21 protein-coding genes are annotated in these 25,337 nt (G+C 73.7%); 3 read left to right on the forward strand and 18 right to left on the reverse strand.

Annotated features, from left to right (window positions below):
- Window positions 1-126: 126 nt before the first annotated feature.
- The 10 genes from OG294_RS16890 to OG294_RS16935 form a co-directional block, all read right to left on the reverse strand.
- Window positions 127-1,326, reverse strand: a complete 1,200-nt coding sequence (locus OG294_RS16890) for a HAMP domain-containing sensor histidine kinase (protein WP_327067335.1) — start codon at window positions 1,324-1,326, stop codon at window positions 127-129.
- Window positions 1,323-2,171, reverse strand: a complete 849-nt coding sequence (locus OG294_RS16895) for a response regulator transcription factor (RefSeq protein WP_327067336.1) — start codon at window positions 2,169-2,171, stop codon at window positions 1,323-1,325. Before OG294_RS16895 ends, OG294_RS16890 begins: the two co-directional genes overlap by 4 nt.
- Window positions 2,168-3,148 (reverse strand): hypothetical protein, encoded by a 981-nt coding sequence (locus tag OG294_RS16900; protein WP_327067337.1) that lies wholly within the window; start codon window positions 3,146-3,148, stop codon window positions 2,168-2,170. The genes OG294_RS16895 and OG294_RS16900 overlap by 4 nt, the downstream gene beginning before the upstream one ends.
- Before the next feature lie 126 nt (window positions 3,149-3,274).
- Entirely contained in the window at window positions 3,275-3,970 is a 696-nt protein-coding gene (locus OG294_RS16905; RefSeq protein ID WP_327067338.1) for a class F sortase, read from the reverse strand.
- On the reverse strand, window positions 3,951-4,472 hold the full coding sequence (locus OG294_RS16910) for a sortase-dependent protein (protein WP_327067339.1): 522 nt from the start codon (window positions 4,470-4,472) through the stop codon (window positions 3,951-3,953). Before OG294_RS16910 ends, OG294_RS16905 begins: the two co-directional genes overlap by 20 nt.
- A 148-nt stretch (window positions 4,473-4,620) precedes the next feature.
- Entirely contained in the window at window positions 4,621-6,417 is a 1,797-nt protein-coding gene (locus tag OG294_RS16915) for a GMC family oxidoreductase (protein ID WP_327067340.1), read from the reverse strand.
- Window positions 6,414-8,033, reverse strand: coding sequence for a succinic semialdehyde dehydrogenase (locus tag OG294_RS16920; RefSeq protein ID WP_327067341.1), 1,620 nt, complete (start codon window positions 8,031-8,033; stop codon window positions 6,414-6,416). Before OG294_RS16920 ends, OG294_RS16915 begins: the two co-directional genes overlap by 4 nt.
- Window positions 8,034-8,130: 97 nt before the next feature.
- Window positions 8,131-10,017, reverse strand: a complete 1,887-nt coding sequence (locus OG294_RS16925; protein ID WP_327067342.1) for a serine/threonine-protein kinase — start codon at window positions 10,015-10,017, stop codon at window positions 8,131-8,133.
- A gap of 169 nt (window positions 10,018-10,186) precedes the next feature.
- A complete protein-coding gene (locus OG294_RS16930; protein WP_327067343.1) occupies window positions 10,187-11,317 on the reverse strand; it encodes a protein kinase in 1,131 nt (376 codons plus the stop codon).
- Window positions 11,318-11,335: 18 nt separating this feature from the next.
- Entirely contained in the window at window positions 11,336-13,405 is a 2,070-nt protein-coding gene (locus OG294_RS16935; protein ID WP_327067344.1) for a serine/threonine-protein kinase, read from the reverse strand.
- Window positions 13,406-13,626: 221 nt separating this feature from the next.
- Here OG294_RS16935 and OG294_RS16940 point away from each other — a divergent pair, with 221 nt between their 5' ends.
- Window positions 13,627-14,163 (forward strand): hypothetical protein, encoded by a 537-nt coding sequence (locus OG294_RS16940; RefSeq protein WP_327067345.1) that lies wholly within the window; start codon window positions 13,627-13,629, stop codon window positions 14,161-14,163.
- A 60-nt stretch (window positions 14,164-14,223) separates the two neighbouring features.
- Here the strand turns inward: OG294_RS16940 and OG294_RS16945 are convergent, their stop codons facing one another.
- From OG294_RS16945 to OG294_RS16960, 4 genes are all read right to left on the reverse strand, one after another.
- On the reverse strand, window positions 14,224-15,339 hold the full coding sequence (locus OG294_RS16945; RefSeq protein ID WP_327067346.1) for a GuaB3 family IMP dehydrogenase-related protein: 1,116 nt from the start codon (window positions 15,337-15,339) through the stop codon (window positions 14,224-14,226).
- Window positions 15,340-15,451: 112 nt separating this feature from the next.
- On the reverse strand, window positions 15,452-16,954 hold the full coding sequence (guaB, locus tag OG294_RS16950) for an IMP dehydrogenase (RefSeq protein ID WP_327067347.1): 1,503 nt from the start codon (window positions 16,952-16,954) through the stop codon (window positions 15,452-15,454).
- 323 nt (window positions 16,955-17,277) lie between these two features.
- Complete coding sequence (shbA, locus tag OG294_RS16955) at window positions 17,278-17,949, reverse strand: RNA polymerase sigma factor ShbA (RefSeq protein ID WP_327067348.1); 672 nt, start codon at window positions 17,947-17,949, stop codon at window positions 17,278-17,280.
- 225 nt (window positions 17,950-18,174) lie between these two features.
- Window positions 18,175-18,786 (reverse strand): response regulator transcription factor, encoded by a 612-nt coding sequence (locus OG294_RS16960; protein WP_014136228.1) that lies wholly within the window; start codon window positions 18,784-18,786, stop codon window positions 18,175-18,177.
- A gap of 458 nt (window positions 18,787-19,244) precedes the next feature.
- Here OG294_RS16960 and OG294_RS16965 point away from each other — a divergent pair, with 458 nt between their 5' ends.
- Window positions 19,245-19,559 (forward strand): WhiB family transcriptional regulator, encoded by a 315-nt coding sequence (locus tag OG294_RS16965; RefSeq protein ID WP_327067349.1) that lies wholly within the window; start codon window positions 19,245-19,247, stop codon window positions 19,557-19,559.
- A 111-nt stretch (window positions 19,560-19,670) separates the two neighbouring features.
- Here OG294_RS16965 and OG294_RS16970 read toward each other — a convergent pair whose 3' ends face one another.
- The 3 genes from OG294_RS16970 to groES all read right to left on the reverse strand — a co-directional run bounded on the left by OG294_RS16970 (window position 19,671) and on the right by groES (window position 22,924).
- Complete coding sequence (locus tag OG294_RS16970) at window positions 19,671-20,699, reverse strand: LysR substrate-binding domain-containing protein (RefSeq protein ID WP_327067350.1); 1,029 nt, start codon at window positions 20,697-20,699, stop codon at window positions 19,671-19,673.
- 123 nt (window positions 20,700-20,822) lie between these two features.
- The gene (gene groL / locus OG294_RS16975; protein ID WP_327067351.1) at window positions 20,823-22,454 is read right to left on the reverse strand and encodes a chaperonin GroEL; all 1,632 of its coding nucleotides are present in this window, start codon (window positions 22,452-22,454) and stop codon (window positions 20,823-20,825) included.
- 161 nt (window positions 22,455-22,615) lie between these two features.
- On the reverse strand, window positions 22,616-22,924 hold the full coding sequence (groES, locus tag OG294_RS16980) for a co-chaperone GroES (protein ID WP_327067352.1): 309 nt from the start codon (window positions 22,922-22,924) through the stop codon (window positions 22,616-22,618).
- A gap of 245 nt (window positions 22,925-23,169) precedes the next feature.
- On the opposite strand from groES, the gene OG294_RS16985 reads away from it, so the two are divergent.
- On the forward strand, window positions 23,170-24,366 hold the full coding sequence (locus tag OG294_RS16985) for a class I SAM-dependent methyltransferase (protein WP_327067353.1): 1,197 nt from the start codon (window positions 23,170-23,172) through the stop codon (window positions 24,364-24,366).
- Here the strand turns inward: OG294_RS16985 and OG294_RS16990 are convergent.
- Window positions 24,342-25,277: a polysaccharide deacetylase family protein gene (locus tag OG294_RS16990; RefSeq protein ID WP_327067354.1), complete on the reverse strand. Its 936-nt coding sequence runs from the start codon at window positions 25,275-25,277 to the stop codon at window positions 24,342-24,344. The genes OG294_RS16985 and OG294_RS16990 overlap by 25 nt on opposite strands.
- Between the last annotated feature and the right edge of the window lie 60 nt (window positions 25,278-25,337).

Genomic DNA, 25,337 nt, shown 5'->3' on the forward strand with positions numbered 1-25,337 from the left:
AGCACCGGCGCAGCCCTGACGCCGCGTGCTGAGCGACAAAGGGCCCCGTTCCCCCGCGGGGCCCTTTGCCTTGCCCGGCCTGCGGGCGGACGGCCGCGGAGCGATCGATTCGCCTGCTGCGCAGGTCTATTGAGGGAACGTCAGCTCGGCCAGCGCGCCGCCGCCCGGATGGTTGGCCAGTCGCAGCCCGACCCCGATCGCCGCCGCGTGGCCCTGCGCGATGGTCAGGCCCAGGCCGTGCCCGCGACCGCGCTCCTTGGCGCCGGTGCGGAAGCGCTGCGGCCCGAATTCCAGGACGTCGGCCGGAAACCCGGGACCGTGGTCGCGAACGGTGACGGTGGCGCCGGCCACCACCACCTGGACCGGGGACGCGCCGTGCCGCTGCGCGTTGGTCACCAGGTTGGCCACCACCCGGTCGAGCCGGCGCGGGTCGGTGGTCACCTCGGCGTCCGCCTCGATCCGCAGCTCCACCGCGGGGCCGGCCACCGCCAGGATCCGCCTCAGCAGCGGCCCGAGGGTGACCGGGGACAGCTCGGGCAGCTCGGCCCCCGCGTCCAGCCGGGACACCTCCAGCAGGTCCTCGGTGAGCGCGCAGAGCACCCGTACCCGGTCCTGCACCAGCTCGGTGGGGCGGCCCGGCGGCAGCAGCTCGGCCGCCGTGAGCAGGCCGGTCAGCGGGGTGCGCAGCTCGTGCGCGACGTCGGCGGTGAACCGCTGCTCGTTCTCCAGCTTGCTGCTCAGCACCGCCGACATGGAGTCGACGGCGGCGGCGAGTTCGGCGACCTCGTCGCGCGAGCGGCCCAGTGGTCCGATCCGGGCGGCCAGGTCGCCCTGGGCGATGGTGCGCGCGGTGCGGGCCGCGGTGCGCAGCCGGCGGCTGATCCGGTGGGCCACCAGGACCCCGGCGAGCACGGTCACCACCACCGACAGGGCGGCCGAGATCATGATGCTGCGGTCCAGGTCGCTGATGGCCTTCTCGTCCTGGTCGAAGTCGATCCAGAGCGAGAAGATCCGGCCGTTGCTGCCGGCCGCGGCCCACATCCGGGTCCCGGCGGGGCCGTGCACGAGCATCGAGCCGTGGTGTCCCTCGGCGGCCAGCTGGCGGAGCCGCGGCGGCAGTTCGGGGTCGTCGAGCTTGGCGTTCCAGGCCAGCGCCCCGGTCCGGCTGTAGCCGTCCAGCGCCGCGTCCAGCGCGTTCTCGGCCGCGCTGCGCGCCTGGTCGGTGTGCTGCTGGACGGAGGCCTGGTGGACCAGCAGGCTGACGGTGAGCGCCACCAGGCAGGAGACCAGCGCGACGGTGACCGCGATCTGGCGGCGCAGGTTCACTCGGCGCCGCCGGTCCCGCGCCGGGTGCGCAGCTTGTAGCCGAAGCCGCGCACGGTCTCGATCCGGCCCGCGCCGATCTTGGCCCGCAGGCGCTGCACGTGCACGTCCACCACCCGGGTGTCGGCGCCCCAGGCGTAGTCCCAGACCCGCTCCAGCAGGGTGTGCCGCTCCAGCAGGATGCCGGGCGCGGCGGTGAACTCCAGCAGCAGCCGGAGCTCGGTGGGGGTGAGCAGCACCGGGCGGCCCTCGGCCCGCACCTCCATGGCGTCGGTGTCCACCTCCAGGCCGTCGATCGACCGCACGGTGCGTGCGGGGGCCGGCGGCTCGGCCGCGGCGGGCGGGGCCACGGGGGCGGCGGGGGCCACCGCGACGGGCGGGTACGGCGGGACGGGGGGCACGGACGGAACGGGCGGAACGGCGGGCGGCGCGGCCGGCGCCGGGCTCGCCGGGGGCAGCCCGGTGCGCCGCAGCACGGTACGGATCCGCGCCACCAGCACCGCTGTCTCGAACGGCTTGACCAGGTAGTCGTCGGCCCCCGCCTCCAGGCCCGAGATCACGTCGATCGGGTCGGTGCGGGCCGACATCATCAGGATCGGCAGCTGGCTCTCCTCGCGGATCCGGCGGCACAGGCCCACGCCGTCCAGCAGCGGCAGCATCACGTCGAGCAGCATCAGGTCCGGGCGCCCGGCGCGGAACCGCTCCAGGCCCTCCAGGCCGTCGGCGGCGGTGTCCACCGGGAACCCGTAGCGCTCCAGCGCCATCCGGGTCGCCTCGCGGATCACCTCGTCGTCCTCGACCAGCAGGATCCGCGGCGTACCGGGGGTGGCCGTGCCGGGAGTGGTCATGAGGTGCGCTCCGAAGTCGGCTTCGACAGTGCCGTGTTCGACGGTGCCGGATTCACCGGTGCCGTGTTCGCCGGGCCCGTGTTCGGGGGTGCCGTGTTCGCCGGGCCCGGGTTCGACGGTGCCGCGCTCATGACCGGCCCGGCGCCCGACTTCGGTGACGCCGAGGCCTTGGCACCGGGCGGCGCCGTGGGCGGCAGGTAGGCGGAGCCCCCCGACGGCGTGGCGGCGGGCGCCGCGGAGGGCACGGCTGAGGGCTGCGGGCGCGAGGACTTGCCGGTCGGGTAGGGCGGGGTGACCACGCCCGGCTGGCAGTCGGGCGTGGCCACCGTGTCGGGCCCGGTGAACTTGGTCTCCACCCGGACCAGTTGGCCGCCGTCCCAGCGGTAGGTGCTGCTGGTCTCGGTGGCCGCGCTGGTCGGCTCGTTCACCACCAGGTCCCGGCCGACCGTCTGCGCGGTGAAGCCGGGCAGCACCGAGATCTCCGGCACCGCCAGCACCTGGTGGTCCCGCAGCTGGTAGACGTGCAGGTAGGCGTGCTGGTCGGCGGTGAGCACCGCGGTGATCAGCTCGGCCCCGCCGTCGCCCACCAGGTCGGCGTAGCGCGGATCGAGCACCTGGCAGCCGGTGCAGCCGGCCAGCGCCGTCCGCTCCGCGTCCTTCAGCTGCGGGTCCTGCCGCAGCAGCTGGTGGACGTCCACCGAGCGCAGGTCGGCGCCGGACACGGTGATGCCCGGGACCGGGGTGAGCGCCCCCACCGGCTGCGTGGCCGAGGCGGAGGGGGTGGGCGCGGCGCCCACCGCCGCCCACAGCGCCACCGGGGTGGGCGGGCTGGTGGGCGCCGAGAGCGGACGGGTCGCACCGGCGTCGTGCAGCTGCCCGGTGTCGGCGCAGCCCGCCAGGGCGGCCAGCGCGGCCAGGGCCAGCACGGCGGGCACCGCGCCGCACCGGGCGGCCGTGCGACTGAGCCAGGAACTCACGCGGAACAGCGCCTTTCGACAGGACGGACGGGGGCTCCCGGAGGTCTCGGTCGCCGGCCCCGGTCAGCGGCTGACACGTCCGTGAGCACCCGGCAGGTTGCATCGTCAGGCGGTCGGACACCGGTCCTAGGAGGAGACCAGATCCGCGAAGACGATGATGTTATCGGAGTAATGCCCGTTGCTCTGCAGCGATCCGCCGCAGGTGATCACCCGCAACTGCGGTGTGTCGGTGTTCCCGTAGACCTCGTCGGTAGGGAACTGGTCCTTGTGCGGCTGCTCCCGCTTGCGGACCTGGAAGGTCACCGTGCTGCCGTCGGCGCGGTGGATCTCGATCCGGTCGCCCGGCATGAGCTTCGGCAGCTTGGCGAAGACCGCGGGGCCGGCCTTGGTGTCCAGGTGGCCGAGCAGCACCGCGGGGCCCAACGCGCCGGGGGCCGGCCCTTGGTCGTACCAGTCGACCTGGGAGGGCTGGTCGAGCGGCGGGACCTCCACCGTGCCGTCGGAGTTCAGACCGCCGGGACTCACCGCGGCGTCCACCCCGATGCTCGGGATCACCAGCCGGGTCGGCGGCGCGGCCGGCTTCGCGTCGCCGGACGGGGCGCCGCCGGGCGGTGCGCCGCTGGGCACGGTCCCCGGCGAGGTGTCCTGGCCGTTCATGGGCGCTGCCGCGACCGTGTCGATCCGCACGGGTGGCGGCTGCTGCGTGGTGTGCCCGAGCAGAAATCCGCCGAGGGCCAGGGCGAGGGTGCCGCCCGCCGCGAACGGCGCCCACCTGCGCGGGCGCCGACCGTGGCGGCGGCGCTCAAGCCGCCGAGCCCGCACGGCGACGGCGGACCGCGTAGCCGATGGCCGCCAGGCCGCCGACGCCCAGCACCGAGCCGCCCGCCAGCGCGGTGGAGGAGGTGCCGGTCGAGCCCTCACCGGTCTGCGCGCCGCCCTTGGGCACGGCCTTGACCTGCGCCCCCGAGCCGGCGGTGGCCGGCGCGCTGGGCGCGGCGGAGGGGGCGACGCCCTTGGCCGGCGCGCCGGCCAAGGGCGTCGCCATGACGGCCGCCCCGCCCGGGGCGCTCGCCGAGGCCGTAGGAGCGGTGACCTTGACCGCCGAGCCGGCCGTGGGCGTCGGCATGACGGCCGCCCCGCCCGGGGCGCTCGGCGAGGCCGAAGGGGCGACGCCCTTGGCCGGGGCGCTCGCCGCCGGCGTGGGCGTGGCGGCCGGGGCGCCGTCCGCGAAGGCAGCCGTCGTGGAGCCGGCCAGGACGGCCGCGACGCCGAAGCCGACCAGCGTCAGACGCGCGGAGCGACGCGGGGAACGGGCACGTGACATGGGTGGTCCTCCGAGGTTCCGCCGCCTCGGCCCGGGTGGCCCAGGCGGTGTGGTGCCCACGCTAGGAAGCCCACCGCACGGTGGGCCGCCGGCCGTGTAACACCCACCGCGCGGGTGTGTAACGGTCCTCGGCGACCCACCGGACGCACTAGGACTGCTGCTTCTTCTTCGGCACCTCGGGCACCGCGAGCAGCGGCAGCCGCAGCTCGCCGAAGGCCCCGGCGGGCACCGCGGGCCGCACCGGCGCGACCGCGGGCACCCGGCGGTAGGCCTCGCCCTGGGCCGGCCGCGGGTCCGGCTCGCCCTTGTTGGGCCACATCGACATCGCCCGCTCGGCCTGCGCGGTGATCGACAGCGAGGGGTTGACGCCGAGGTTGGCGGAGATGGTGGAGCCGTCCACCACGCTGATCCCCGGGTAGCCGTAGAGCCGCTGGTAGGGGTCGACCACGCCGTGCTCGGGGCTGTCCCCGATCGGGCAGCCGCCGATGAAGTGCGCGGTCATCGGGATGTCGAAGATCTCGCCGACGGTGCTGCCCGCGAAGCCGTTGATCTCGGCGGCCAGCGCCCGGGCGCCCTGCTCGGCGGCCGGGATCCAGTTCGGGTTCGGCTCGCCGTGGCCCTGCCGGGAGGTCAGCTTGCCCTTCCCCAGGCCCTTCTGCTTGAGCGAGACGGTGATCGAGTTGTCCAGCGACTGCATCACCAGGCCGATGATGGTCCGCTCCGACCAGCGGTAGTTGCTCAGCGAGCGGGCGAAGACCGTGGGGTGCTTGACCGCGGTGGCACCGGCCCGCAGCCAGCGCGGGCCACGGCCGCCGCCCGGCACCTGCATGATCGACAGGAAGCCCATCGCGTTGGAGCCCCTGCCGTAGCGCACCGGCTCGATGTGGGTGTTCGCGTCCGGGTGGATCGAGGAGGTGATCGCCACCCCCTTGGTGAAGTCCACCGGTCCGCCGTAGCGCCCGGGCGTGGTCTGTGCGCCCACCAGCGCCTCGGAGTTGGTACGGGTCAGTTTGCCGAGCGCGGCCGGGATCCGGGGCAACCGGCCCTGGTCGCGCATGGTGTGCAGCAGCGTCTGGGTGCCGTAGGTACCGGCCGCCACCACCACCTTGGCCGCGGTCAGCGTCCTGGCCCCGGCCCGCTCGGCGGCAGCGCCCCGGGCGTTGGTGCGCTTGACGTCCACCGCGAAGCCGCCGTCGAGCTCGCGGATGCGGGCCACCGTGGTGAGCGGGTGGATCTCGGCGCCGCCCGCCTCGGCCAGGAAGAGGTAGTTCTCGGTGAGCGTGTTCTTGGCGCCGTGCCGGCAGCCGGTCATGCACTCGCCGCACTCCACGCAGGCCTTGCGGCTCGGCCCGGCACCGCCGAAGTACGGGTCCTCGACCTCGCCGCCCGGTACCGCCTTGGCGCTCCCGTCGGCGTCCCGGCCGTCCCCGAAGAAGACGCCCACCGGCGCGAAGTGGAAGGTGTCACCCACCCCCATCCGCTCGGCCGCCGCCTTCAGGTGCACGTCCGAGGGCGTGGTGGTGGGGTTGGCGCGCACCCCGAGCATCCGCTGCGCCTGGTCGTAGAAGGGGGCCAGCTCCTCGGCCCAGTCGGTGATGTGCCGCCACTGCCGGTCCTCGAAGAAGGCCTTCGGCGGCACGTAGAGCGTGTTGGCGTAGTTGAGCGAGCCGCCGCCCACCCCCGCGCCGCCGAGCACCAGCACGTTGGCCAGCAGGTGGATCCGCTGGATGCCGTACAGACCCAGGCCCGGCGCCCACAGGTAGTTCTTCACGTCCCAGGAGTTCCTGGGCAGTTCGTCGCGCCCGAAGCGCCGCCCGGCCTCCAGCACGGCGACCCGGTAGCCCTTCTCGGTCAGCCGCAGCGCACTGACCGAGCCGCCGAACCCCGAGCCGACCACGATCACGTCGTAGTCGTACTCCTCCACCGCCTGCTCCCTGTCGGTCACTTGAGCCCCAGCGCCTTCAACGCCCGCAGGCTGGTGGTGAACACCGCGGCGAACTTCTCGTCGGTCAGCCCCAGCGACGGTGCGATCGGCAGCAGCCGCTGGGTGGCGATGGTCTGGCCCTCGGTGTAGCGCAGGATGCCCTCCGCGCCGTGCCGGCGGCCGAGCCCCGACTCGCCCATGCCGCCCATCGGCGAGGCCACCGAGCCGTAGGCCGCCGCGTAGGCCTCGTTGACGTTGACGGTGCCGGTGCGCAGCCGGGCCGCGACCGCCCGGCCGCGCCGGGTGTCCTTCGTCCAGACGCTCGAATTGAGCCCGTACGGCGTGGCGTTGGCCCGCTCGACGGCCTCCTCCTCGGTGTCGAACCGGTAGATGGAGACCACCGGGCCGAAGGTCTCCTGGGTGCAGACCGCCATCTCGGGGGTGACCCCGTCCAGGATGGTGGGCTCGTAGAAGAGCGGGCCCAGCTCCGGGCGGGCCTGGCCGCCGGCCAGCACCGTGGCGCCCGCCTTGACGGCCTCCTCCACGTGCCGGGTGACCGTCTCCAACTGCCGCTCGGAGACCAGCGACCCCATGTCCGCGCCGTAGGCCAGACCGCCGCCCAGCCGCAGCGCCCGGGTCCGCTCGGCGAACCTGGCGAGGAAGGCGTCGGCCACCGAGCGGTGCACGAAGAGCCGCTCGATCGAGATGCACAGCTGCCCCGCGGAGGAGAAGCAGGCCCGCACCGCCCCCTCGGCCGCCTTCTCCAGGTCGGCGTCGGCGAGCACCAGCATGGCGTTCTTGCCGCCGAGTTCGAGCGAGGCGCCGACCAGCCGGCCGGCCGCCCGCCGGGCCACCTCGCGCCCGGTGGCGGTGGAACCGGTGAACGAGACGTAGTCCGCGTGCTCGACCACGGCCGGGCCGACCACCGGCCCCTCGCCCACCACGATCTGCCACAGGTCGGCCGGCAGCCCGGCCTCGATCAGCAGCTCGCGGGCCCACAGCGCGGTCAGCGCGGTCTGTGTGTCGGGCTTGTTGACCACCGCGTTGCCCGCGACGAAGGCCGGCAGTGCGTCGCTGACCGACAGCTCCAGCGGGTAGTTCCACGGGGAGATCTGGCCGATCACGCCCTTGGGCCGGCGGGCCTCCACCGCCTTGGTGAGGACGGGGATCGCGCCGCCCCGACGGCGGTCCCTGAGGTAGCCCGCCGCGGCGCGCCCGTAGTGGCGGGCGGCCAGCGCGGCGCCCAGCACCTCCTCGAACGCGTGCAGCCGGGCCTTGCCGGTCTCCGCCTGGATCAGGTCCAGTACCTCGTCCTGCCGCTTGAGCAGCAGGTCGTGGAAGCACAGCAGCACCGCCGCCCGCCGCCGCACCGGCAGCGCGGCCCACGCCTGCTGGGCCCGGCGGGCCAGCTCGAAGGCGACCTTGACGTCCTCGGTGGTCGACTGCGGCAGCTCGGCCAGCACCTCGCCGGTCAGTGGCGTCCGGGTCACCGCGGGTTCGGCGCCGCCGGTGGCGGTGACGCCCCGGGCGAGCCTTCGGACCAGGGACTGCGGGACCGCCGAGGCGACCGTACGACCGGCGCCCGGGGCCACGGGGTTGCGGCCGGTGCTGCGGCTTTCTGCCGTGATGTCCGTCATGGGCGCAGCCTAGGCTCTCGACGGCGGGTCCGGTACCCGGCGGTAACAAGATTCGGCCCCGGAGTCCGGGCACGGCAAGGGTCCGGCCCGGGTGCGGTCAGCCGGTCGGCTCCGTGTCGTCCGGCGTCGCGGGTGCCTGGACGGCCGCGCCGCCGGACTGGGCGACGGGTGCGAAGCCGTTGAGGACCGCGGTCAGCCGCTGCTGCGTCGCCGTCCAGTCGCTGTCGGGCCCGGACGAGAGGATCGCGTAGCTGGTCCCGTCCGAGTCCCGGTACTCCTCGTCGACCACCGTGCGCTTGCCCGGGTTCGGCCCCTGGATCTGGGTGTAGCTCCACTCCAGCCGAGCCGCCTCGTGACCGTGCACGTTGATCTGCTCCAGGCTCAGCCGGCGGTAGTTCGTGGAGTTCCCCTTCAGCTGCCCCTCCATGCTCAGCATGTTGTCGTAGGGCCGGACCGGATCACCGACCGTGACCGCGAACTGGAGGAAGTGCCGCTTGTTGTCGGGGCTGTAGTAGATCTGGTTCTTGTCGTCCATGCTGCGCTGCCAGGTGGGGCCGTCGCTGGGCAGCGGGAAGCGGAAGCCGCTCGGATCGGTCGTCCACGCGTAGCCGGCCGGCGCGGGCCCGGAGGGCCCGGCGGCACCGGTGGGGGCGCTGGTGGCCGGGCCGCCCGGCGAGGCGCTGGGCGTGGGGCTCATCGACGCGGACGGGTCGGCCGTCGGCGTGCCGCCGCTGTGCTCCAGGTGGACCACGCCGAAGGCCACCGCACCGCTGACCACGGCGGCGACCAGTCCGGCCAGCGCCGTGCGCAGGCCGCGGCGCCGACGCGGCGCGGCCGGAGCCGGGGCCACCGGTACCGGCGGCCGGAGCGTCGGCGGCTGCGCCATCAGCGGCTGCGGCGAGGTCGCCCGGGACTGCGCCGGCAGATCGGTGGCCGTCGGTTCGTAGGGAACGGGCCGCACCGGCGGGCCCGCCTGGGCCACCGGCGGCTGCCCGCTCGCCACCCAGGGAGTCGCGGACTCCTCCTCGGCCGGCCGGCGGTCCACCACGGGCACCGCCTGGGTGGGCACCCGCTGCAGCGGCGGGCGCATGCTGATCCCCACCGTGTGGCCGGCCTTCACCTCGCGCAGCATCTGCAGCGCCTCGTCCGCGCTCGGGCGCTCGGCGGCGTCCTTGGCCATCAGCGCGGCCAACACCGGCCCGAGGGCACCCGCGTTGCGCGGCTCGGGCAGCGGTTCGGAGACCACGGCGGCCAGCGTGCTCAGCGGGTCGTGGCGGCGGAACGGCGACTGGCCCTCCACCGCGGTGTACAGCGTGGCGCCCAGGCCCCACAGGTCCGAGGCCGGACCGGGGCGCTCGCCCTGCGCCCGCTCGGGCGCCAGGTAGTCGGGCGAGCCGACCAGGTCGCCGGGGCGGGTCAGCTCGGAGGAGCCCTCGAACTTGGCGATCCCGAAGTCGAGCAGTACCACCCGGCCGGTCCCGTGCTCCAGCAGCACGTTGGCGGGCTTGACGTCCCGGTGCAGCACCCCGAGCTGGTGGCCCCGGTGCAGCGCGGCCAGCACCTGGGTGCCGACCTCGGCCGCCTCGCGCGGCGAGAGCGGGCCGTCCTGGGAGACCACGTCGGCCAGCGAGCGGCCGTCGATCAGCTCCATCACGATCCACGGCCGGCCGTCCTGCTCCAGCACGTCGTGGATGGTGATCACACCGGCGTGCTTGATCCGGGCCGCGGCTCTGGCCTCCTGCTTCATCCGGGACTGGAGGATCGCCAGATCCTCCTCCGGGAGGTGGTCGACGGTCAGCTCCTTGACCGCCACCTCGCGGTCCAGCATCAGGTCCCGGGCGCGCCAGACCGTGCCCATGCCACCGCGGCCGAGCCGCGCCCCCAGTTCGTAGCGCCCGGCCAGCATCCGGCGTGTCGCGGCGGCGGCGATCGGCTCGGCCCGCTCGGAGTCGGTGGCAGCCCCCGCCTGCTCCTGTCCACTCACGGCGACCGCTCCCCCCTCATCATTCGGTGAACCACTCTTCTGAGTCACGGCTCGGACGTCACCGCTCGGACATTGTTCCGGTCCCAGCCTAGGCGTCCATTCCCACGGCGGTCATCGCGACCCGGCCACGTGACCGGGCTGTGATGTGCGGTGTCCCGCCGGTTCGTGCTCATCCGGCGAAGACCACGACGGCCGCGATCCCCAGCACCATCGCCGCCAACACCCCGCCCACCAGCACCACCGGCAGCAGCCGCGAGGGCCGCCGCGCCGCGGCGTGGGCGTGCCGGGCGTGCTCGGGTGCCACCGGCGCCGCCGCCCGCCCACGGCGCGAACGCGGCACCAGCGGCCGGGCCGGGCGCGGCACGGGCAGCACCTGCGCGGGCTCCGCGGCCCGCAGCGGCTCGGGCGCGTGCGCCAGCAGCTCGGCCAGCCAGCGCCCGGTCTCCTCGGCGCTGGGCCGCTCGGCCGGATCGGTGGCCAGCAGCCGGTCCACCAGCGGAGCGAGCGGACCGCACTCCCCGCTGCCCGACCGCTGCCCGGAGCGCACCGCCGCGAAGAGCGCGGTGGCGGTCGTCTCGGGGAACGGCCCCTGCCCGGTCAGCACCCGCTGCAGCAGCACCCCCAGCGCCCACAGGTCCGCCTCCGGCCCCGCGGCGGCGCCCTGCCCCAGCAGTTCGGGCGGCCAGCGCTCGGCCCGGGTGCCGACCAGCCCGGTGCGTGCCTGCGCCCAGCGCCGGTCGTCCGTGCCGGCCAGAGCGCGGGCCAGCGCCTCCTCGGCCGCCGCGCCGGCCTGGCCGCCGAGCAGCGCCGCGCCGTCCGGGCAGACCACCACCTGGTCGGCCACCACCTGGCCGTGCGCCAGCCCCGCCCGGTGCACCGCGCCCAGCGCGCTCACCAGATCGGCGGCCAGCTCGGCGGCCCGGTAGGGCTCCAGCGGCCCGTCCTCCAGCAGCTCGGGCAGCCCGACCGCCACCGGCTGCTCACCCACCACCCAGACCAGGCCGTCCTCCGCGAGCACCTCGAAGACCTGCCGCAACCGCGCGTGCTCGGGCGTCCGGTCGAGGACGGCGCGCACCGCGGCCAGCACCTCGGCGGGATCCAGCCAGCGACTGGCCTCGAAGTCCGCGCTGCCGGCGAGCTCGGGCACCAGCACCTCGGGCAGCTCCAACGCCTCCAGCAGCACCGGAGCGCCGCTGCGCAGATCGGTCGCGAACCGGCGTGGACCGGCCGTCCCGTCCTGCGGCGCGCGGTCGGTCACCTGGTACCGGGCGGCGACCGTCTGACCAGGGCCGGCTCGCATGGGCCGCCCCCTCTCTCGTTATGGCGCGGGCGCGAAGGTCTGGAACGCGGTCTCCCGGGCCTGACTGTTCGCGGGGCTGTTCCAGTCGCTGTCGTTCGCGGTCCAGTAGAGCGCATAACCATGACGGCCGGTGACGAAGCCGCGGTTCAACGAGTGCTGCTTGGTGCCGGAACCGAAGGTCCACTCCCAGTCGGCGGCGTTGGTCCAGCCGCGGTAGGTGATCGCCGTCAGCTGGAGCTGCTGGTAGTTGCTGAGGGTGGGCGCCACCTCCTTCTCCTCCGACTGCCAGGCGCCCACGGCGCTGGCGCCCGGCTGGTCGGTCCACTCGATCTGCAGGCGCAGGCCGTTGCCGTCGAACACCTGCCGGTCCGTCTGCGAGGCGCCCGTATCGTGGTTGAGGCCGTTGGGCAGCTGGACGGAGAAGCCGGAGGGGTCCGTGTAGAGGTAGAAGCCGGCCGGCACGGCGGGGCTCGGCGAACCGCTGGGAGAGCCGCTGGGTGAACTGCTCGGGGAGCCGCTGGGAGAGCCGCTCGGCGAGGCGCTGCTCGCGGCGGCCGAGGGGGTCGGCGCGGTGGCGGCGGCGGGTGGGCCGGCCGGGGTGTCCGGGGAGGCCGCCGGCGCGGCGGCGGCACCGGTGGCGGGGGTGCTGCCGGCCGGGGCCGCGCCCGAGGGGGTGCCCGCACCGGCGCCACTGGAGGTGTGCGACACGGTGGAGGCCGTGCCGGTGCCGGATCCGCCGGTGCCGGCCGCCGGGGCGGCAGCCGCACCCTTCTTCTCCGTCGACCCGCCCGACCCCACCGCCAGCCAGACGCCGCCGGCTATCAGCAGCAGCACCAGCACCACGGCGACCAGCAGCTGCCGTCGCCGCGACCAGCGCGCGGCCACGCCCAGCGTGCCGCTGCGCGACCAGCCGCCGTCCCCGGCCCCGGCGGCCTTGGGCGCCTCCGCGTCCTCCCCGGCCGGCGGCTGCGGGAGCGGAGCGGGGACGGCGGCGGCGCTCTCCCCCGCCGGCACCCGGCTGCCCACCCGCACGGTGCTCAGCCCGGGCCGCAGGCCCGGCTTGCGCTGCGTCGGCACGGCCGGCTTGCCCGCAGCGTCGGCCGATCCGACCTCCGGTGCTGCCTCGGCCTTCTTGGCGGCGTCCTTCTTCCCGGCCCTGCCCTTGCCGGCCGCCGGCGCCTGCGGCGCGGCGAGGTCGAGCTTGGTCAGCTCCGCGGCCGGCACCGCCGACTGCGTGGTCGACTCGGCCCGCGTGGTCGACTCCGCCACGATCCGCTTGAGCATCGAGCGGGTGGTCGACGCGTCCAGCCGCTTCTCGGGGTCCTTGTCCAGCAGGCCCTCGATCACCGGGCGCAGCGGCCCGGCGTTGGCCGGCGGCGGCAGCTCCTCGGTCATCACCGCGGTGAGCGTGGCCAGCGCGGATCCCCGGTCGTAGGGCGGCTTGCCCTCCAGCATCGCGTACAGCGTGCCGCCCAGCGACCACAGGTCGGCCGGCGGACCGGGCTTCTGCCCGCGGGCCCGCTCCGGCGAGATGTACGAGGGCGCGCCGACCAGCATGCCGGTGGAGGTGACCGAGCTGTCGCCCTCCACACTGGCGATGCCGAAGTCGGTCAGCACCACCCGGCCGTCCTCGCCGATCAGCACGTTGGACGGCTTGACGTCACGGTGCAGGATGCCCTGGCTGTGCGCGGCCCCGAGCACGCCGAGCAGTTCGAGCGCGATCTCGGCGGCACGGGCCGGCGTCACCGGACCGTCCTCCTTGACGACCTCCGCGAGCGAGCGGCCGTCGACCAGCTCCATCACGATCCAGGGCCGGTCGTCCTCCTCGACCACGTCGAAGACGGTGACGGCGGCGGTGTGCCGGATCCGCGCGGTGGCCTTGGCCTCCCGCAGCGTCCGGACGATCAGGCGGTGGCGTTCGTCGTCGTCGACGCCGCCGTGCATCCGCAGTTCCTTCACCGCGACTATCCGGCCCAGCATTTCGTCCTCGGCGCGCCAGACGGTCCCCATGCCGCCGCTGCCGAGGACCGAGTCGAGCCGATAGCGATCGGCCAGGACGCGTCCGGAAGTGCCCTGCGGCTGGGTCATTCGGGCGTTCCCCCATGTGCTGCTGCCGGTCAGGTGACGGACCGTCGGGTCGCTGCGCGCACCGGTGTGACGGCCAAGCCTCCATCATCCCCTGTGCCCCTGACTACTGTTCACTCGACCCCTGGAATGGTCAGCGGCTGACTGGAATCAGGTGTCACCCGACGTGAAGCCGCTGCTAGCGTTCGCCCCCGTCGTATCCGCTCCACTCCTGGGGAAGCTCCATGACCGCACCCGAGCCACCGCTGCCCCAGCCGTCCCACCAGCCTCACCAGCCGCACCCGTTCGCCGCACAGCCACCCGCCTTCGACCGGTCGGCGCCCTACGGATACGCACGGCTCGCCGAGCCGCCCGGGCCTGGCCGACTCGGCGCCGGCGCCGCGGCCGGGCTCACCGCCACGGTCGCGGGCGCGCTGGCCTACGGCTTCGTCATGAAGGCGGCCGACGGGCAGCGGAGCTGGTTCGCCCTCGCGCTCGCCCTGGTGATCGCCCTCGCCCTGGGCCGCTTCGGCGGCCGGCACCCGGCGCTGCCGCTGCTGGGGGCGCTGCTCCCGCTGCTCGGGGTCCTCCTCGGCCAGCTCTTCTTCATCTACCTGGTGCTCCACCAGCAGTACGGGCTGGGCCCGGCCGACGTGTTCGGCTCGGACCTCGGCGACACCCTGTCCGGCTGGCGCAGCCTGCTGGACGCCGAGGACCTGCTCGTCTACGGCGTCGCCGCCGTCGAGGGCCACCTGCTCACCCGGCGGTTCGGCCGGCGCTGACCGGGCGGGAACGCGACGGCGGGGCCGGGCGAACCGCCCGGCCCCGCCGTCGACCTGCCGTCAGCGGTGGCTGACCGTCACCTCGACCCGCTGGAACTCCTTGAGCTCCGAGTACCCGGTGGTGGCCATCGCCCGGCGCAGCGCGCCGAACAGGTTCATGGTGCCGTCGGGGGTGTGCGAGGGACCGGTGAGGATCTCCTCGGTGCTGCCGACGGTGCCCAGGTCCACCCGCTTGCCGCGCGGCAGCTCCTCGTGCACCGCCTCCATGCCCCAGTGGAAGCCCTTGCCCGGCGCGTCGGTGGCGCGGGCCAGCGCGGCACCGATCATCACCGCGTCCGCACCGCAGGCCACGGCCTTGGCGATGTCGCCGCTGTAGCCGACGCCGCCGTCCGCGATCACGTGCACGTAGCGGCCACCGGACTCGTCCATGTAGTCGCGGCGCGCGGCGGCCACGTCCGCGACGGCGGTGGCCATCGGGACCTGGATGCCCAGCACGTTGCGGGTGGTGTGCGCGGCACCGCCGCCGAAGCCGACCAGCACGCCGGCCGCGCCGGTGCGCATCAGGTGCAGCGCGGCGGTGTAGGTGGCACAGCCGCCCACGATCACCGGGACGTCCAGCTCGTAGATGAACTGCTTGAGGTTCAGCGGCTCGGCCGCGCCCGAGACGTGCTCGGCGGAGACCGTGGTGCCGCGGATCACGAAGACGTCCACGCCCGCGTCCACGACCGCCTTGGAGAACTCGGCGGTGCGCTGCGGCGAGAGCGCGGCGGCGGTCACCACGCCGGACTCGCGCACCTCGCGGATCCGCTTGCCGATCAGCTCGGCCTGGATCGGCGCGGCGTAGATCTCCTGCAGGCGCCGGGTGGCGGCGGCCTCGTCGCCGATGGCGGCGATCTCGTCCAGCAGCGGCTGCGGGTCCTCGTAGCGGGTCCACAGGCCTTCGAGGTTCAGCACCCCGAGGCCGCCCAGCCGGCCGATCGCGATGGCCTGCGCGGGCGAGACCACGCTGTCCATCGGGGCCGCCAGGAAGGGCAGCTCGAAGCGGTAGGCGTCGATCTGCCAGGCGATCGAGACCTCCTTCGGGTCCCGGGTCCGGCGGCTGGGGACGACGGCGATGTCGTCGAAGGAGTACGCCCGCCGGCCGCGCTTGCCTCGCCCGATCTCGATCTCAGTCACTTCGAGCCTCTCTGCTGCTTGCTGCTCACGATCGTCCCCCAGTATCCCGGACGCCCGGCCCAGCACGCACAAAGGCCCGCCACCCGGGCCGGGTGGCGGGCCTTCGCCACGGTCAGCGGCTGGTGTAGTTCGGCGCCTCGACGGTCATCTGGATGTCGTGCGGGTGGCTCTCCTTGAGCCCCGCCGAGGTGATCCGGACGAACCGGCCCTTGCTCTCCATCTCGGCGACGGTGGCGGCACCCACGTAGCCCATGGTCTGCCGCAGACCGCCGACCAGCTGGTAGAGCACGGCCGACAGCGGGCCCCGGTAGGGCACCTGGCCCTCGATGCCCTCGGCGATCAGCTTCTCGTCGGAGGTGACCTCACCCTGGAAGTAGCGGTCCTTGGAGAAGGACTTCGCCTGGCCGCGAGACTGCATGGCGCCCAGCGAGCCCATGCCGCGGTAGGACTTGAACTGCTTGCCGTTGATGAAGAGCAGCTCGCCCGGCGACTCCTCGCAGCCGGCCAGCAGCGAGCCGAGCATCACCGTGTCGGCGCCGGCGGCCAGCGCCTTGCCGATGTCGCCGGAGTACTGCAGGCCGCCGTCGCCGATCACCGGCACGCCGGCCGCCTGGCACGCCAGCGCGGCCTCGTAGATCGCGGTCACCTGCGGCACGCCGATGCCGGCCACCACGCGGGTGGTGCAGATCGAGCCGGGGCCGACGCCTACCTTGACGCCGTCCACGCCCGCGTCGATCAGCGCCTGGGCGCCGTCCCGGGTGGCCACGTTGCCGCCGACCACGTCGACGGCGACGGCCGACTTGATCTTGGCGATCCAGTCCAGCGCGTTGCGGCTGTGGCCGTGCGAGGTGTCCACCACCAGGAAGTCCACGCCCGCCTCGACCAGGGCCTGGGCCCGGTCGAAGGCCTCGGCGCTGGCGCCGACGGCCGCGCCGACCAGCAGCCGGCCCTCGGCGTCCTTGGCGGCGTTCGGGTACTTCTCGGCCTTGACGAAGTCCTTGACCGTGATCAGGCCCTTGATCCGGCCCTCGTCGTCGACCAGCGGGAGCTTCTCGATCTTGTGGCGGCGCAGCAGGCCGATCGCGTCCTCGCCGGAGATCCCGACCTTGCCGGTGATCAGCGGCATCGGGGTCATGATCTCGCGGACCTGGCGGCTGCGGTCCGACTCGAAGGCCATGTCACGGTTGGTGACGATACCCAGCAGCTTGCCGTCCGGCTCGGCGATCGGCACGCCGCTGATCCGGAACTTGGCACAGAGCGCGTCGGCCTCGGCCAGCGTGGTCTCGGGGCCCACCGTGATCGGGTCGGTGACCATGCCGGACTCGGAGCGCTTGACCAGGTCGACCTGGTTGGCCTGGTCCTCGATCGACAGGTTGCGGTGCAGCACGCCGACGCCGCCCTGGCGGGCCATCGCGATCGCCATCCGGGACTCGGTGACCTTGTCCATCGCGGCGGAGAGCAGCGGGATGTTCACCCGGACGTTGCGCGAGACCCGGGACGCGGTGTCCACCTGGTTCGGCAGCACGGCGGATTCCCCGGGCAGCAGCAGGACGTCGTCGTACGTGAGCCCGAGCATCGCGAACTTCTCGGGTACGCCTGCGGCGTTAAGAGACATGGTGGGGGCTACCTTCCCGTGGCCGGCCGGTCGATCGGATGCGCCCTACGGAGGGTCGGGGGCGCAGGGGTCGCTCTGCCGGGTGGCTGGGCCGTGGTGACGGCCTCCTCACACCCGCGCGCTCACCGGCACTGGCCAGGACACCAGAAGCAACCGCTTGGAGGAACATCCAAGAAAGGAGCGCCCGCCCGCGCGGATCTTTGGCAACCTGTCCAGGCGCCGATACCCCATGGTACTGGTGCGGCGAATGTCGGCGTCGCGCCCCCTTGACAACAGCTGGCCATGGTGAGCCATTCCACAACCCCGCAGGCCACCGCGGCGCCCTAGGCGGACTCCTCCGCGAGCGCCCGCAGCCGGCTGAGCGCCCGGTGCTGGGCGACCCGGACCGCGCCGGGCGACATCCCCAGCATCTCGCCGGTCTCCTCCGCCGAGAGCCCGGCCGCGATCCGCAACAGCACCAGCTCACGCTGACGGGCCGGCAGGTTGGAGAGCAGCTCGCGCATCCAGGCCGCGTCGCTGCTGAGCAGCGCCCGCTCCTCGGGGCCCAGCGCCTCGTCCGGCACCTCGGGCAGGTCGTCCGGCGGGATCACCGTCGAGCCGGGTCCGCGCATCGCGGCCCGCTGCAGGTCGGCGATCTTGTGCGCGGCGATGCTGTAGACGAAGGCCTCGAAGGGGCGCCCCTCGTCGCGGTAGCGCGGCAGCGCGCAGAGCACCGCGACGCAGACCTCCTGCGCCACGTCGTCCACGTGGTGCCGGGCGCCGCCGGGCAGCCGCACCAGCCGGCCGCGGCAGTACCGCAGCACCAGCGGATGGACGTATGCCAACAAGGCGTCGGTGGCCGGTCCTTCGCCGCGGACCGCGGCCGAGACCAGCTCGGCCACCAGCGGCGATGTGCCGGTGTTCGGCGACGACCTGCGGCCGCGGGCCCCGGAGTTGCCGGGGACGGCAGCGGCCGGTGCTTCCTCGCCGGAGTCGGTGGCCTCGTCGTCGCGCATCGGTCCATGGTGCCTGGTCACATCGGAAAACCTCGCACCGCGTCCGGACTTGTGCACCGGAACGTTATCCGCCACCGAGCCACCCCCGCTCCCACCGTCGCCGTGCTCCACCCCTCCATGGTGCAGCCTGACGGGCCGAAGGTCCTATGCCGCGCCCGAGGAAAAGCGGCCGCGCCCCTCCCTCCGTCCAGGGGAGGAAGGGGCGCGGCAGGGGCCGGTGGACCTTCAGCGGACCAGGCCCCAGCGGAAGCCGAGCGCCACCGCGTGGGCGCGGTCCGAGGCGCCGAGCTTCTTGAACAGGCGCCGGGCGTGCGTCTTCACGGTGTCCTCGGAGAGGAAGAGCTCACGGCCGATCTCGGCGTTGCTGCGCCCGTGACTCATGCCCTCGAGCACCTGGATCTCACGCGCCGTCAGGGTGGGGGCCGCCCCCATGTCCGGGCTGCGCAGCCGGCGCGGCGCCAGCCGCCAGGTCGGATCGGCCAGCGCCTGGGTCACGGTGGCCCGCAGCTCGGCCCGCGAGGCGTCCTTGTGCAGGTAGCCGCGCGCCCCGGCGGCCACCGCGAGCGCGACGCCGTCGAGGTCCTCGGCGACCGTGAGCATGATGATCCGGGCCCCCGGGTCCGCGGACAGCAACCGCCGCACGGTCTCCACCCCGCCCAGTCCGGGCATCCGGACATCCATCAGGACGAGGTCGGAGCGGTCGGCCACCCAGCGGCGGAGGACCTCCTCACCGTTCGTCGCCGTTGTCACCCGGTCGACACCCGGCACGGTCGCCACCGCGCGGCGCAGCGCCTCCCGGGCAAGCGGTGAATCGTCGCAAACGAGAACGGAAGTCATGACCGTCCTCCGCTGATCCGCGTCACGTTGAGCCTCCTGGCTGGTACGAACACTCTCCGCACTTCCAACGACCGTCACTCGAATGAGTTACGGCCTTCAGGGCCATCTCCACCACTGTACGTGGCCAACCCATTACGGATCAGCCGCATCGCGGGGCAAACGCCGCTCTTTTGTGCTCGGCACCCACAGCCGGCGCGCGCCGCGCACGCCGGAGTACGGCCTGGCGGCAGCCCGGGCCGGGCGGCGCCGACACACCGGTCCACCCGATTGCCACAGTGGACGCGACCGCTTTTCGGCGCCCTTCGTCCGTTTTTATGGCTTTTGTACGATCATTGACTGTTGTGTAGCTCTGTGGGTGACTTGTCCCACAGCTTGCCGTAAGTCATATTTCCAGGTGTCCATCCCGGCGCCTCGAAGCCTCGCCGAACGGCTGTCGGACGACTCGAAGGGAACGAGCCATGGCCGATTTCTCCCGACTCCCCGGTCCGAACGCGGATCTGTGGGACTGGCAGCTCTCCGCCGCCTGCCGCGGCGTGGACAGTTCGCTCTTCTTCCACCCCGAGGGCGAACGCGGAGCGGCGCGCAGTTCGCGCGAGCAGAGCGCCAAGGAGGTCTGCATGCGCTGCCCCGTCCGGACCGAGTGCGCGGCACACGCGCTGGCCGTCCGGGAGCCCTACGGCGTCTGGGGCGGCCTGACCGAGGACGAACGCGAGGAACTCCAGGGACGCGCGCGCAACCGGCTGGTCGAGGTGCCCATGGCCGCCCCCCAGTAACGGCCGATCACCGGCCTCCGACCGGAGGAAACGTTTCTTCTTTCACCGTTCTGCTCACCCGGCCCCGGCCTTCGGAGGTCCGCACCCGCCGGCCCGGCCCTCGGCATCCCTTCAGCGACCGGCCGCCACCATGGCGAGCCGGTCGAGCATGAGCGCGACGGCCGGCACCTCGGCCAGGTCGGGCAGGGTGAGCGCCACCACCTCGCGCACCGCGGGCCCGCCGAAGGCCGCGTGCACCGGGACCGCGGCCACCGCGTCGTGCCGCACCGCCGCCAGCGCCAGGCTCGGCAGCACCGCGACCCCCAGCCCCGCGGCCACCAGGCCCACCACCGCCGGGTAGTCGTCGGTCGCGAAGTCGATCCGGGGCGCGAAGCCGGCCCCCGCGCAGAGCTCCACCAGATGCCCGCGGCACTGCGGGCAGCCCGCGATCCACTGCTCCCCGGCCAGCTCGGCCAGCTCGACGGGGTGCTCCGCACCGCGACCGGCCAGCCGGTGGTCCACCGGCAGCAGGCCGACCAGCGGATCCGCCAGCAGCGGGCGGGCCACCAGGTCGGACCAGTCCCCCGCGGCGGCCGTCTCGGCCGCCGCCAGCACCGCGGCGGCCCGGTCGGCCCGGGAGGTGCTGTGCGAGGGGGCGCCGGGTGCCCCGGCGGCCGGCTCCGCCCCCAGCGGGCCCGCGGCCTGGTCCGGGTAGCGGAAGGCCAGCGCGATCTCGCACTCGCCGCCGCGCAGCATCGCCAGCGACTCCGGCGGCTCGGCCTCCACCAGCGACACGCGCACCCCCGGATGGGCGTCGCGCAGTCGGGCGACGGCGGGCGGCACCAGGGTGGAACTCGCCGTCGGGAACGAGACCAGCCGCACCCGACCGGCCCGCAGGCCGGCGATGGCGGCCACCTCCTGCTCGGCGGCGGACAGCCCGGCCAGGATCCCCGCGGCGTGCTTGAGCAGCACCTCGCCGGCCTCGCTCAGCCGCACCCCGCGCCCGGACCGGGCCACCAGTGGCAGCCCGACCGCCTTCTCCAGCGCCTTCATCTGCTGGCTGACCGCCGGCTGGGTGCACCCCAGCTCGCGCGACGCGGCGGAGAAGGAGCCGGTGCGGGCGACCGCGCGCAGGACACGGAGATGACGAGCCTCGATCATGCGCCAACCGTACGCCGCGCGCCCCGGTCACCCGAACGCGTGAGGCCCGGTCACCCCCGTCGAGCGGGGGTGACCGGGCCTCGGCAGCGAGGTGGCGCGCTCAGCGCGCGTTACCGGCTCGGGTCAGTGCGAGTGGCCGTGGCCACCGTGCGAGTGACCGGCGCCGGCCTCCTCCTCGGCCGGCTTCTCCACCACGAGGGTCTCGGTGGTGAGCAGCAGCGAGGCGATCGAGGCGGCGTTCTCCAGGGCGGAGCGGGTGACCTTGACCGGGTCGATGACGCCGGCCTTCACCAGGTCGCCGTACTCGCCGGTGGCGGCGTTGAAGCCCTGGTTGCCGTCCAGCTCGGCGACCTTGGAGGTGATGACGTAGCCCTCCAGGCCGGCGTTCTGGGCGATCCAGCGCAGCGGCTCGGCGAGCGCCTTGCGGACCACGGCGACACCGGTGGCCTCGTCGCCCGACAGGCCCAGGCCGCCGTCCAGCACCTTCTGCGCGTGCACCAGGGAGGTGCCACCGCCGGCGACGATGCCCTCCTCGACCGCGGCGCGGGTCGCCGAGATGGCGTCCTCCAGGCGGTGCTTGCGCTCCTTGAGCTCCACCTCGGTGGCGGCGCCGACCTTGATCACGCAGACGCCGCCGGCCAGCTTGGCCAGGCGCTCCTGCAGCTTCTCGCGGTCCCAGTCCGAGTCGGTGCCCGCGATCTCGGCCTTGATCTGGGCGACGCGGCCGGCCACGGCCTCGCTGTCACCGGCACCGTCGACGACCGTGGTCTCGTCCTTGGTGATGGTCACGCGGCGGGCGGAGCCCAGCACCTCCAGGCCGGCCTGGTCGAGCTTGAGGCCGACCTCCTCGGCGATGACGGTGGCACCGGTCAGGGTGGCCAGGTCGCCCAGGATGGCCTTGCGGCGGTCACCGAAGCCCGGGGCCTTGACGGCCACCGCGTTGAAGGTGCCACGGATCTTGTTCACCACGAGGGTGGAGAGCGCCTCGCCGTCCACGTCCTCGGCGATGATCAGCAGCGGCTTGGAGGCACCGCCCTGCAGGATCTTCTCCAGCAGCGGGAGCAGCTCCTGGATGGAGGAGATCTTGCCCTGGTTGATCAGGATGTACGGGTCCTCCAGGACCGCCTCCTGGCGCTCCTGGTCGGTGACGAAGTAGGGCGACAGGTAGCCCTTGTCGAACTGCATGCCCTCGGTGAAGTCGAGCTCCACGCCGAAGGTGTTCGACTCCTCGACGGTGATCACGCCGTCCTTGCCGACCTTGTCGATCGCCTCGGCGATCAGCTCGCCGACCTGCGGGTCCTGCGCGGAGAGGGACGCGACGGCGGCGATGTCGTCCTTGCCCTCGATCTCGCGGGCGACCGAGAGCAGGTGCTCGGTGACGGCGGCGACGGCCTTGTCGATGCCCTTCTTCAGGGCGGCCGGGCCGGCACCGGCGGCGACGTTGCGCAGACCCTCGTTGACCAGGGCCTGGGCCAGCACGGTGGCGGTGGTGGTGCCGTCGCCCGCGACGTCGTTGGTCTTGGTGGCGACCTCCTTGACGAGCTGCGCGCCAAGGTTCTCGTACGGGTCGTCGAGCTCGACCTCACGGGCGATGGTGACACCGTCGTTGGTGATGGTCGGGGCGCCGAACTTCTTGTCGATGACGACGTTGCGACCCTTGGGGCCGATGGTCACCTTGACGGTGTCGGCCAGCTTGTTCACACCGCGCTCGAGCGAGCGGCGGGCGTCCTCGTCGAACTGCAGGATCTTCGCCATGATTCCGTTTCCTCGGGATGTCTGCGTTACGTGACGTCACGTCAGGTGGACCAACAGCCACGCCCCGGGCCCCTGTCTTGGGCCCCTGCGGCAGTTGCCTGGCAGGGAGACACGGATCCGGGGCGGGACCAAAGGACGGACCGTCAGGTCCGCCGGACTGCTTACTTCTCGACGATGGCGAGGACGTCGCGAGCCGAGAGGACGAGGTACTCCTCGCCCTTGTACTTCACCTCGGTGCCGCCGTACTTCGAGTACAGGACGACGTCGCCGACGGCGACGTCGAGCGGCAGGCGCTGGCCATCCTCGAAGCGGCCCGGGCCGACGGCCAGGACGACGCCCTCCTGGGGCTTCTCCTTGGCGGTGTCCGGGATAACCAGGCCGGAGGCCGTGGTGGTCTCGGCGTCGAGCGGCTGGACCACGATGCGGTCCTCAAGCGGCTTGATGGCAACCTTGCTGCTGGCGGTGGTCACGTCCGAGTTCCCCTTCGGAGATTACGGGGTTGTCTAACAGGTAGGTGGCGACACCGTCGGCCTGCCGTCGCGGGGGTCAGACCAGCACTGTCGCGTTAGCACTCCCCCTGGGGGGAGTGCCAGGAACGACCTTAGGCCGCGGTTAGCACTCAGTCAACCAGAGTGCCAACGGCGCGCCCGGCGAATCCGGGGAGCGGGACAGGCCGCAGGTCAGCGGGGCGACCTTCACCCGGGACAATGGGCGGGTGGAGACCGAGAGCTTTGAGCAGTTGCTGACCGAGCAGGGGCAGCGACTGCTGGACGACCTGCAGGAGTACGCCCCCGAGCAGGAGCTGGCGCTGGCCACCAGGCTGCGGCGGGAGCACCCGGCGGAGCTGGTCTCGGCGGCCCTGGGGCAGGCACGGTTGCGTCAGCGGGCCGGGGCCAAGTTCGGCGCCGACGCGCGGCGGATGTACTTCACTCCCAACGGGGTCGAGCAGTCCACCCGCCGCACCGTCGCCGACTGGCGGGCCCGGCGCTTCGCCGCGCTCGGGGTGCGCCGGCTGGCCGACCTGTGCGGCGGCATCGGCGGCGACGCGATCGCACTCGCCCGGGCCGGGATCAGCGTCCTCGCCGTCGACCGGGACCCGCTGACCTGCGCGGTGGCCGCCGCCAACGCCGCCGCGCTCGGCCTCGCCGAGCTGATCGAGGTGCGCTGCGCGGACGTCACCGAGGTGTCGGTGGACGGCTTCGACGCCGTCTTCACCGACCCCGCCCGGCGCACCGCCAAGGGCCGCGTCTTCGACCCCGCCGCGTACTCGCCGCCGCTCTCCTGGGCGATCGAGGCCGGTCGCCGCACCCCGTTCGGAGCGCTCAAGGTGGCCCCGGGGATCCCGCACGACGCCGTCCCCGAGGACGCCGAGGCGGAGTGGGTCTCCGACCACGGCGAGGTCAAGGAGGCGGTGCTCTGGTTCGGCACCGGGCCCGCGGCCGACGCCCCGCACCGCGCCACCCTGCTGCCGGGCGGGGACAGCCTCACCGGCGGCCGGCTGCCCGATCCGCCGGCCGGACCGGTGCGCCGCTACCTCTACGAGCCGGACGGCGCGGTGATCCGCGCCCACCTGGTCGCCGAGGTCGCCGGCCACCTGGGCGCCACCCTGATCGACCCGATGATCGCGTACCTGACCTCGGACCGGCTGCTGGCCACGCCCTACGCCCACGCCTACGAGATCACCGACGTGCTCCCGTTCAACGTCAAGAAGCTCAAGGCGCTGTTGCGGCAGCGGGCGGTGGGCACCGTGGTGATCAAGAAGCGCGGCATCGGGCTGACCCCGGAGGAGCTGCGCCGCCAGCTCAAGCCCGAGGGGCCGAACGCGGCCACCGTCTTCCTGACCCGGATCGCCGACGCCCCGGCGATGCTCGTGGCGCAGCCGACGGCTCAGCCGGCCGGCGGGGCGATGTAGTCGTCCAGCCGGGCCACCGTGAAGCCCTGCTCCTGGATCCGGCTGAGCAGTTCGCCGAACATCTGGGTCATCGTCTCGCCCTTGAGGTCCGTCGGACCGCGGAAGTGGGCCAGGATGATGTCGCCGGGCTTCAGCTTCTTGTCGGCGGTCTGGTACTGCATGTCGTGGATCTGCATCGTCTCGCGCCACAGCACGATCGCGCGCGGCCCGCACTGCTGGACGGCGGTGTTCAGGGTCGGCGTGTGCGCGCCGTCGCCGTAGGGCGGGCGGAACAGGATCGGGGCGGTGCCGTACTGCTGGGTCAGCACCTGCTGGTCGCCGCAGACCTCGCTCTTCTGCTCGGCGGCCGACTTGGTGCTCATCTGCGGGTGGTGCAGCGTGTGGTTCTGGATCGAGTTGCCGGCCGCCTGCAGCGGCTTGAAGTAGCCGTAGTCGTCCTTGATCGTGTCGTTCATCAGGAACATGGTGATCGGGACCTTCAGGTCGTTCATCATCTCGATGAACTTGGGGTCCTTCTCCGCGCCGTCGTCGAGGGTCACGAAGACCACCTTGTCGGTGGTGGTGATGTTGCTGATCACCGGGACCTGGCCGGTCTTCGTCAGCTTGACCGGCTTGTCCGCGGGCGGCGGCGGGGCGGCGGGCAGCGGCGGGACGTTCCACTTGGCCCAGGCTGCCGCCGGCACCTGGCCGGCCGGGGCCGCGGTGCTCGGCGAGGCGGCCGGGGCGGAAGCGGCCGGCGGCGGAGCCGGTGAGCCGGCCGCCGGTGCGGCGCCCTGCGGGGCGGCGGTGCCCTTGGCGTCCGCGGTGCCACCGCCGCCGCCGCTGCCGCAGCCGCTGACCGTGACGGCCGCGACCAGGGCGAGCGCACCCGCCGTGACCGCCGTCAGCCGGCTCCTGTGGTCCCAGTTCACGGCGTCCCGCCCCCAGCACTCTCGATGATCAGGCTTCGATCAGGTTTCGTTCAGCTTCCG

Source organism: Kitasatospora sp. NBC_01302 (genome assembly GCF_035976515.1).
In the GTDB taxonomy this organism is placed as follows: Bacteria; Actinomycetota; Actinomycetes; order Streptomycetales; family Streptomycetaceae; genus Kitasatospora.

Excerpts from the sequence above, each read along its gene's own strand:
- shbA (WP_327067348.1), bottom strand. The coding sequence starts at position 17,949 with ATGCGCGACGACGAGGCCACCGACTCCGGCGAGGAAGCACCGGCCGCT.
- OG294_RS16970 (WP_327067350.1), bottom strand. The coding sequence starts at position 20,699 with ATGATCGAGGCTCGTCATCTCCGTGTCCTGCGCGCGGTCGCCCGCACC.
- OG294_RS16895 (WP_327067336.1), bottom strand. The coding sequence starts at position 2,171 with ATGACCACTCCCGGCACGGCCACCCCCGGTACGCCGCGGATCCTGCTG.
- OG294_RS16930 (WP_327067343.1), bottom strand. The coding sequence starts at position 11,317 with ATGCGAGCCGGCCCTGGTCAGACGGTCGCCGCCCGGTACCAGGTGACC.
- OG294_RS16940 (WP_327067345.1), top strand. The coding sequence starts at position 13,627 with ATGACCGCACCCGAGCCACCGCTGCCCCAGCCGTCCCACCAGCCTCAC.
- OG294_RS16910 (WP_327067339.1), bottom strand. The coding sequence starts at position 4,472 with ATGTCACGTGCCCGTTCCCCGCGTCGCTCCGCGCGTCTGACGCTGGTC.
- guaB (WP_327067347.1), bottom strand. The coding sequence starts at position 16,954 with ATGTCTCTTAACGCCGCAGGCGTACCCGAGAAGTTCGCGATGCTCGGG.
- OG294_RS16960 (WP_014136228.1), bottom strand. The coding sequence starts at position 18,786 with ATGACTTCCGTTCTCGTTTGCGACGATTCACCGCTTGCCCGGGAGGCG.
- OG294_RS16935 (WP_327067344.1), bottom strand. The coding sequence starts at position 13,405 with ATGACCCAGCCGCAGGGCACTTCCGGACGCGTCCTGGCCGATCGCTAT.
- groL (WP_327067351.1), bottom strand. The coding sequence starts at position 22,454 with ATGGCGAAGATCCTGCAGTTCGACGAGGACGCCCGCCGCTCGCTCGAG.
- OG294_RS16920 (WP_327067341.1), bottom strand. The coding sequence starts at position 8,033 with ATGACGGACATCACGGCAGAAAGCCGCAGCACCGGCCGCAACCCCGTG.
- OG294_RS16965 (WP_327067349.1), top strand. The coding sequence starts at position 19,245 with ATGGCCGATTTCTCCCGACTCCCCGGTCCGAACGCGGATCTGTGGGAC.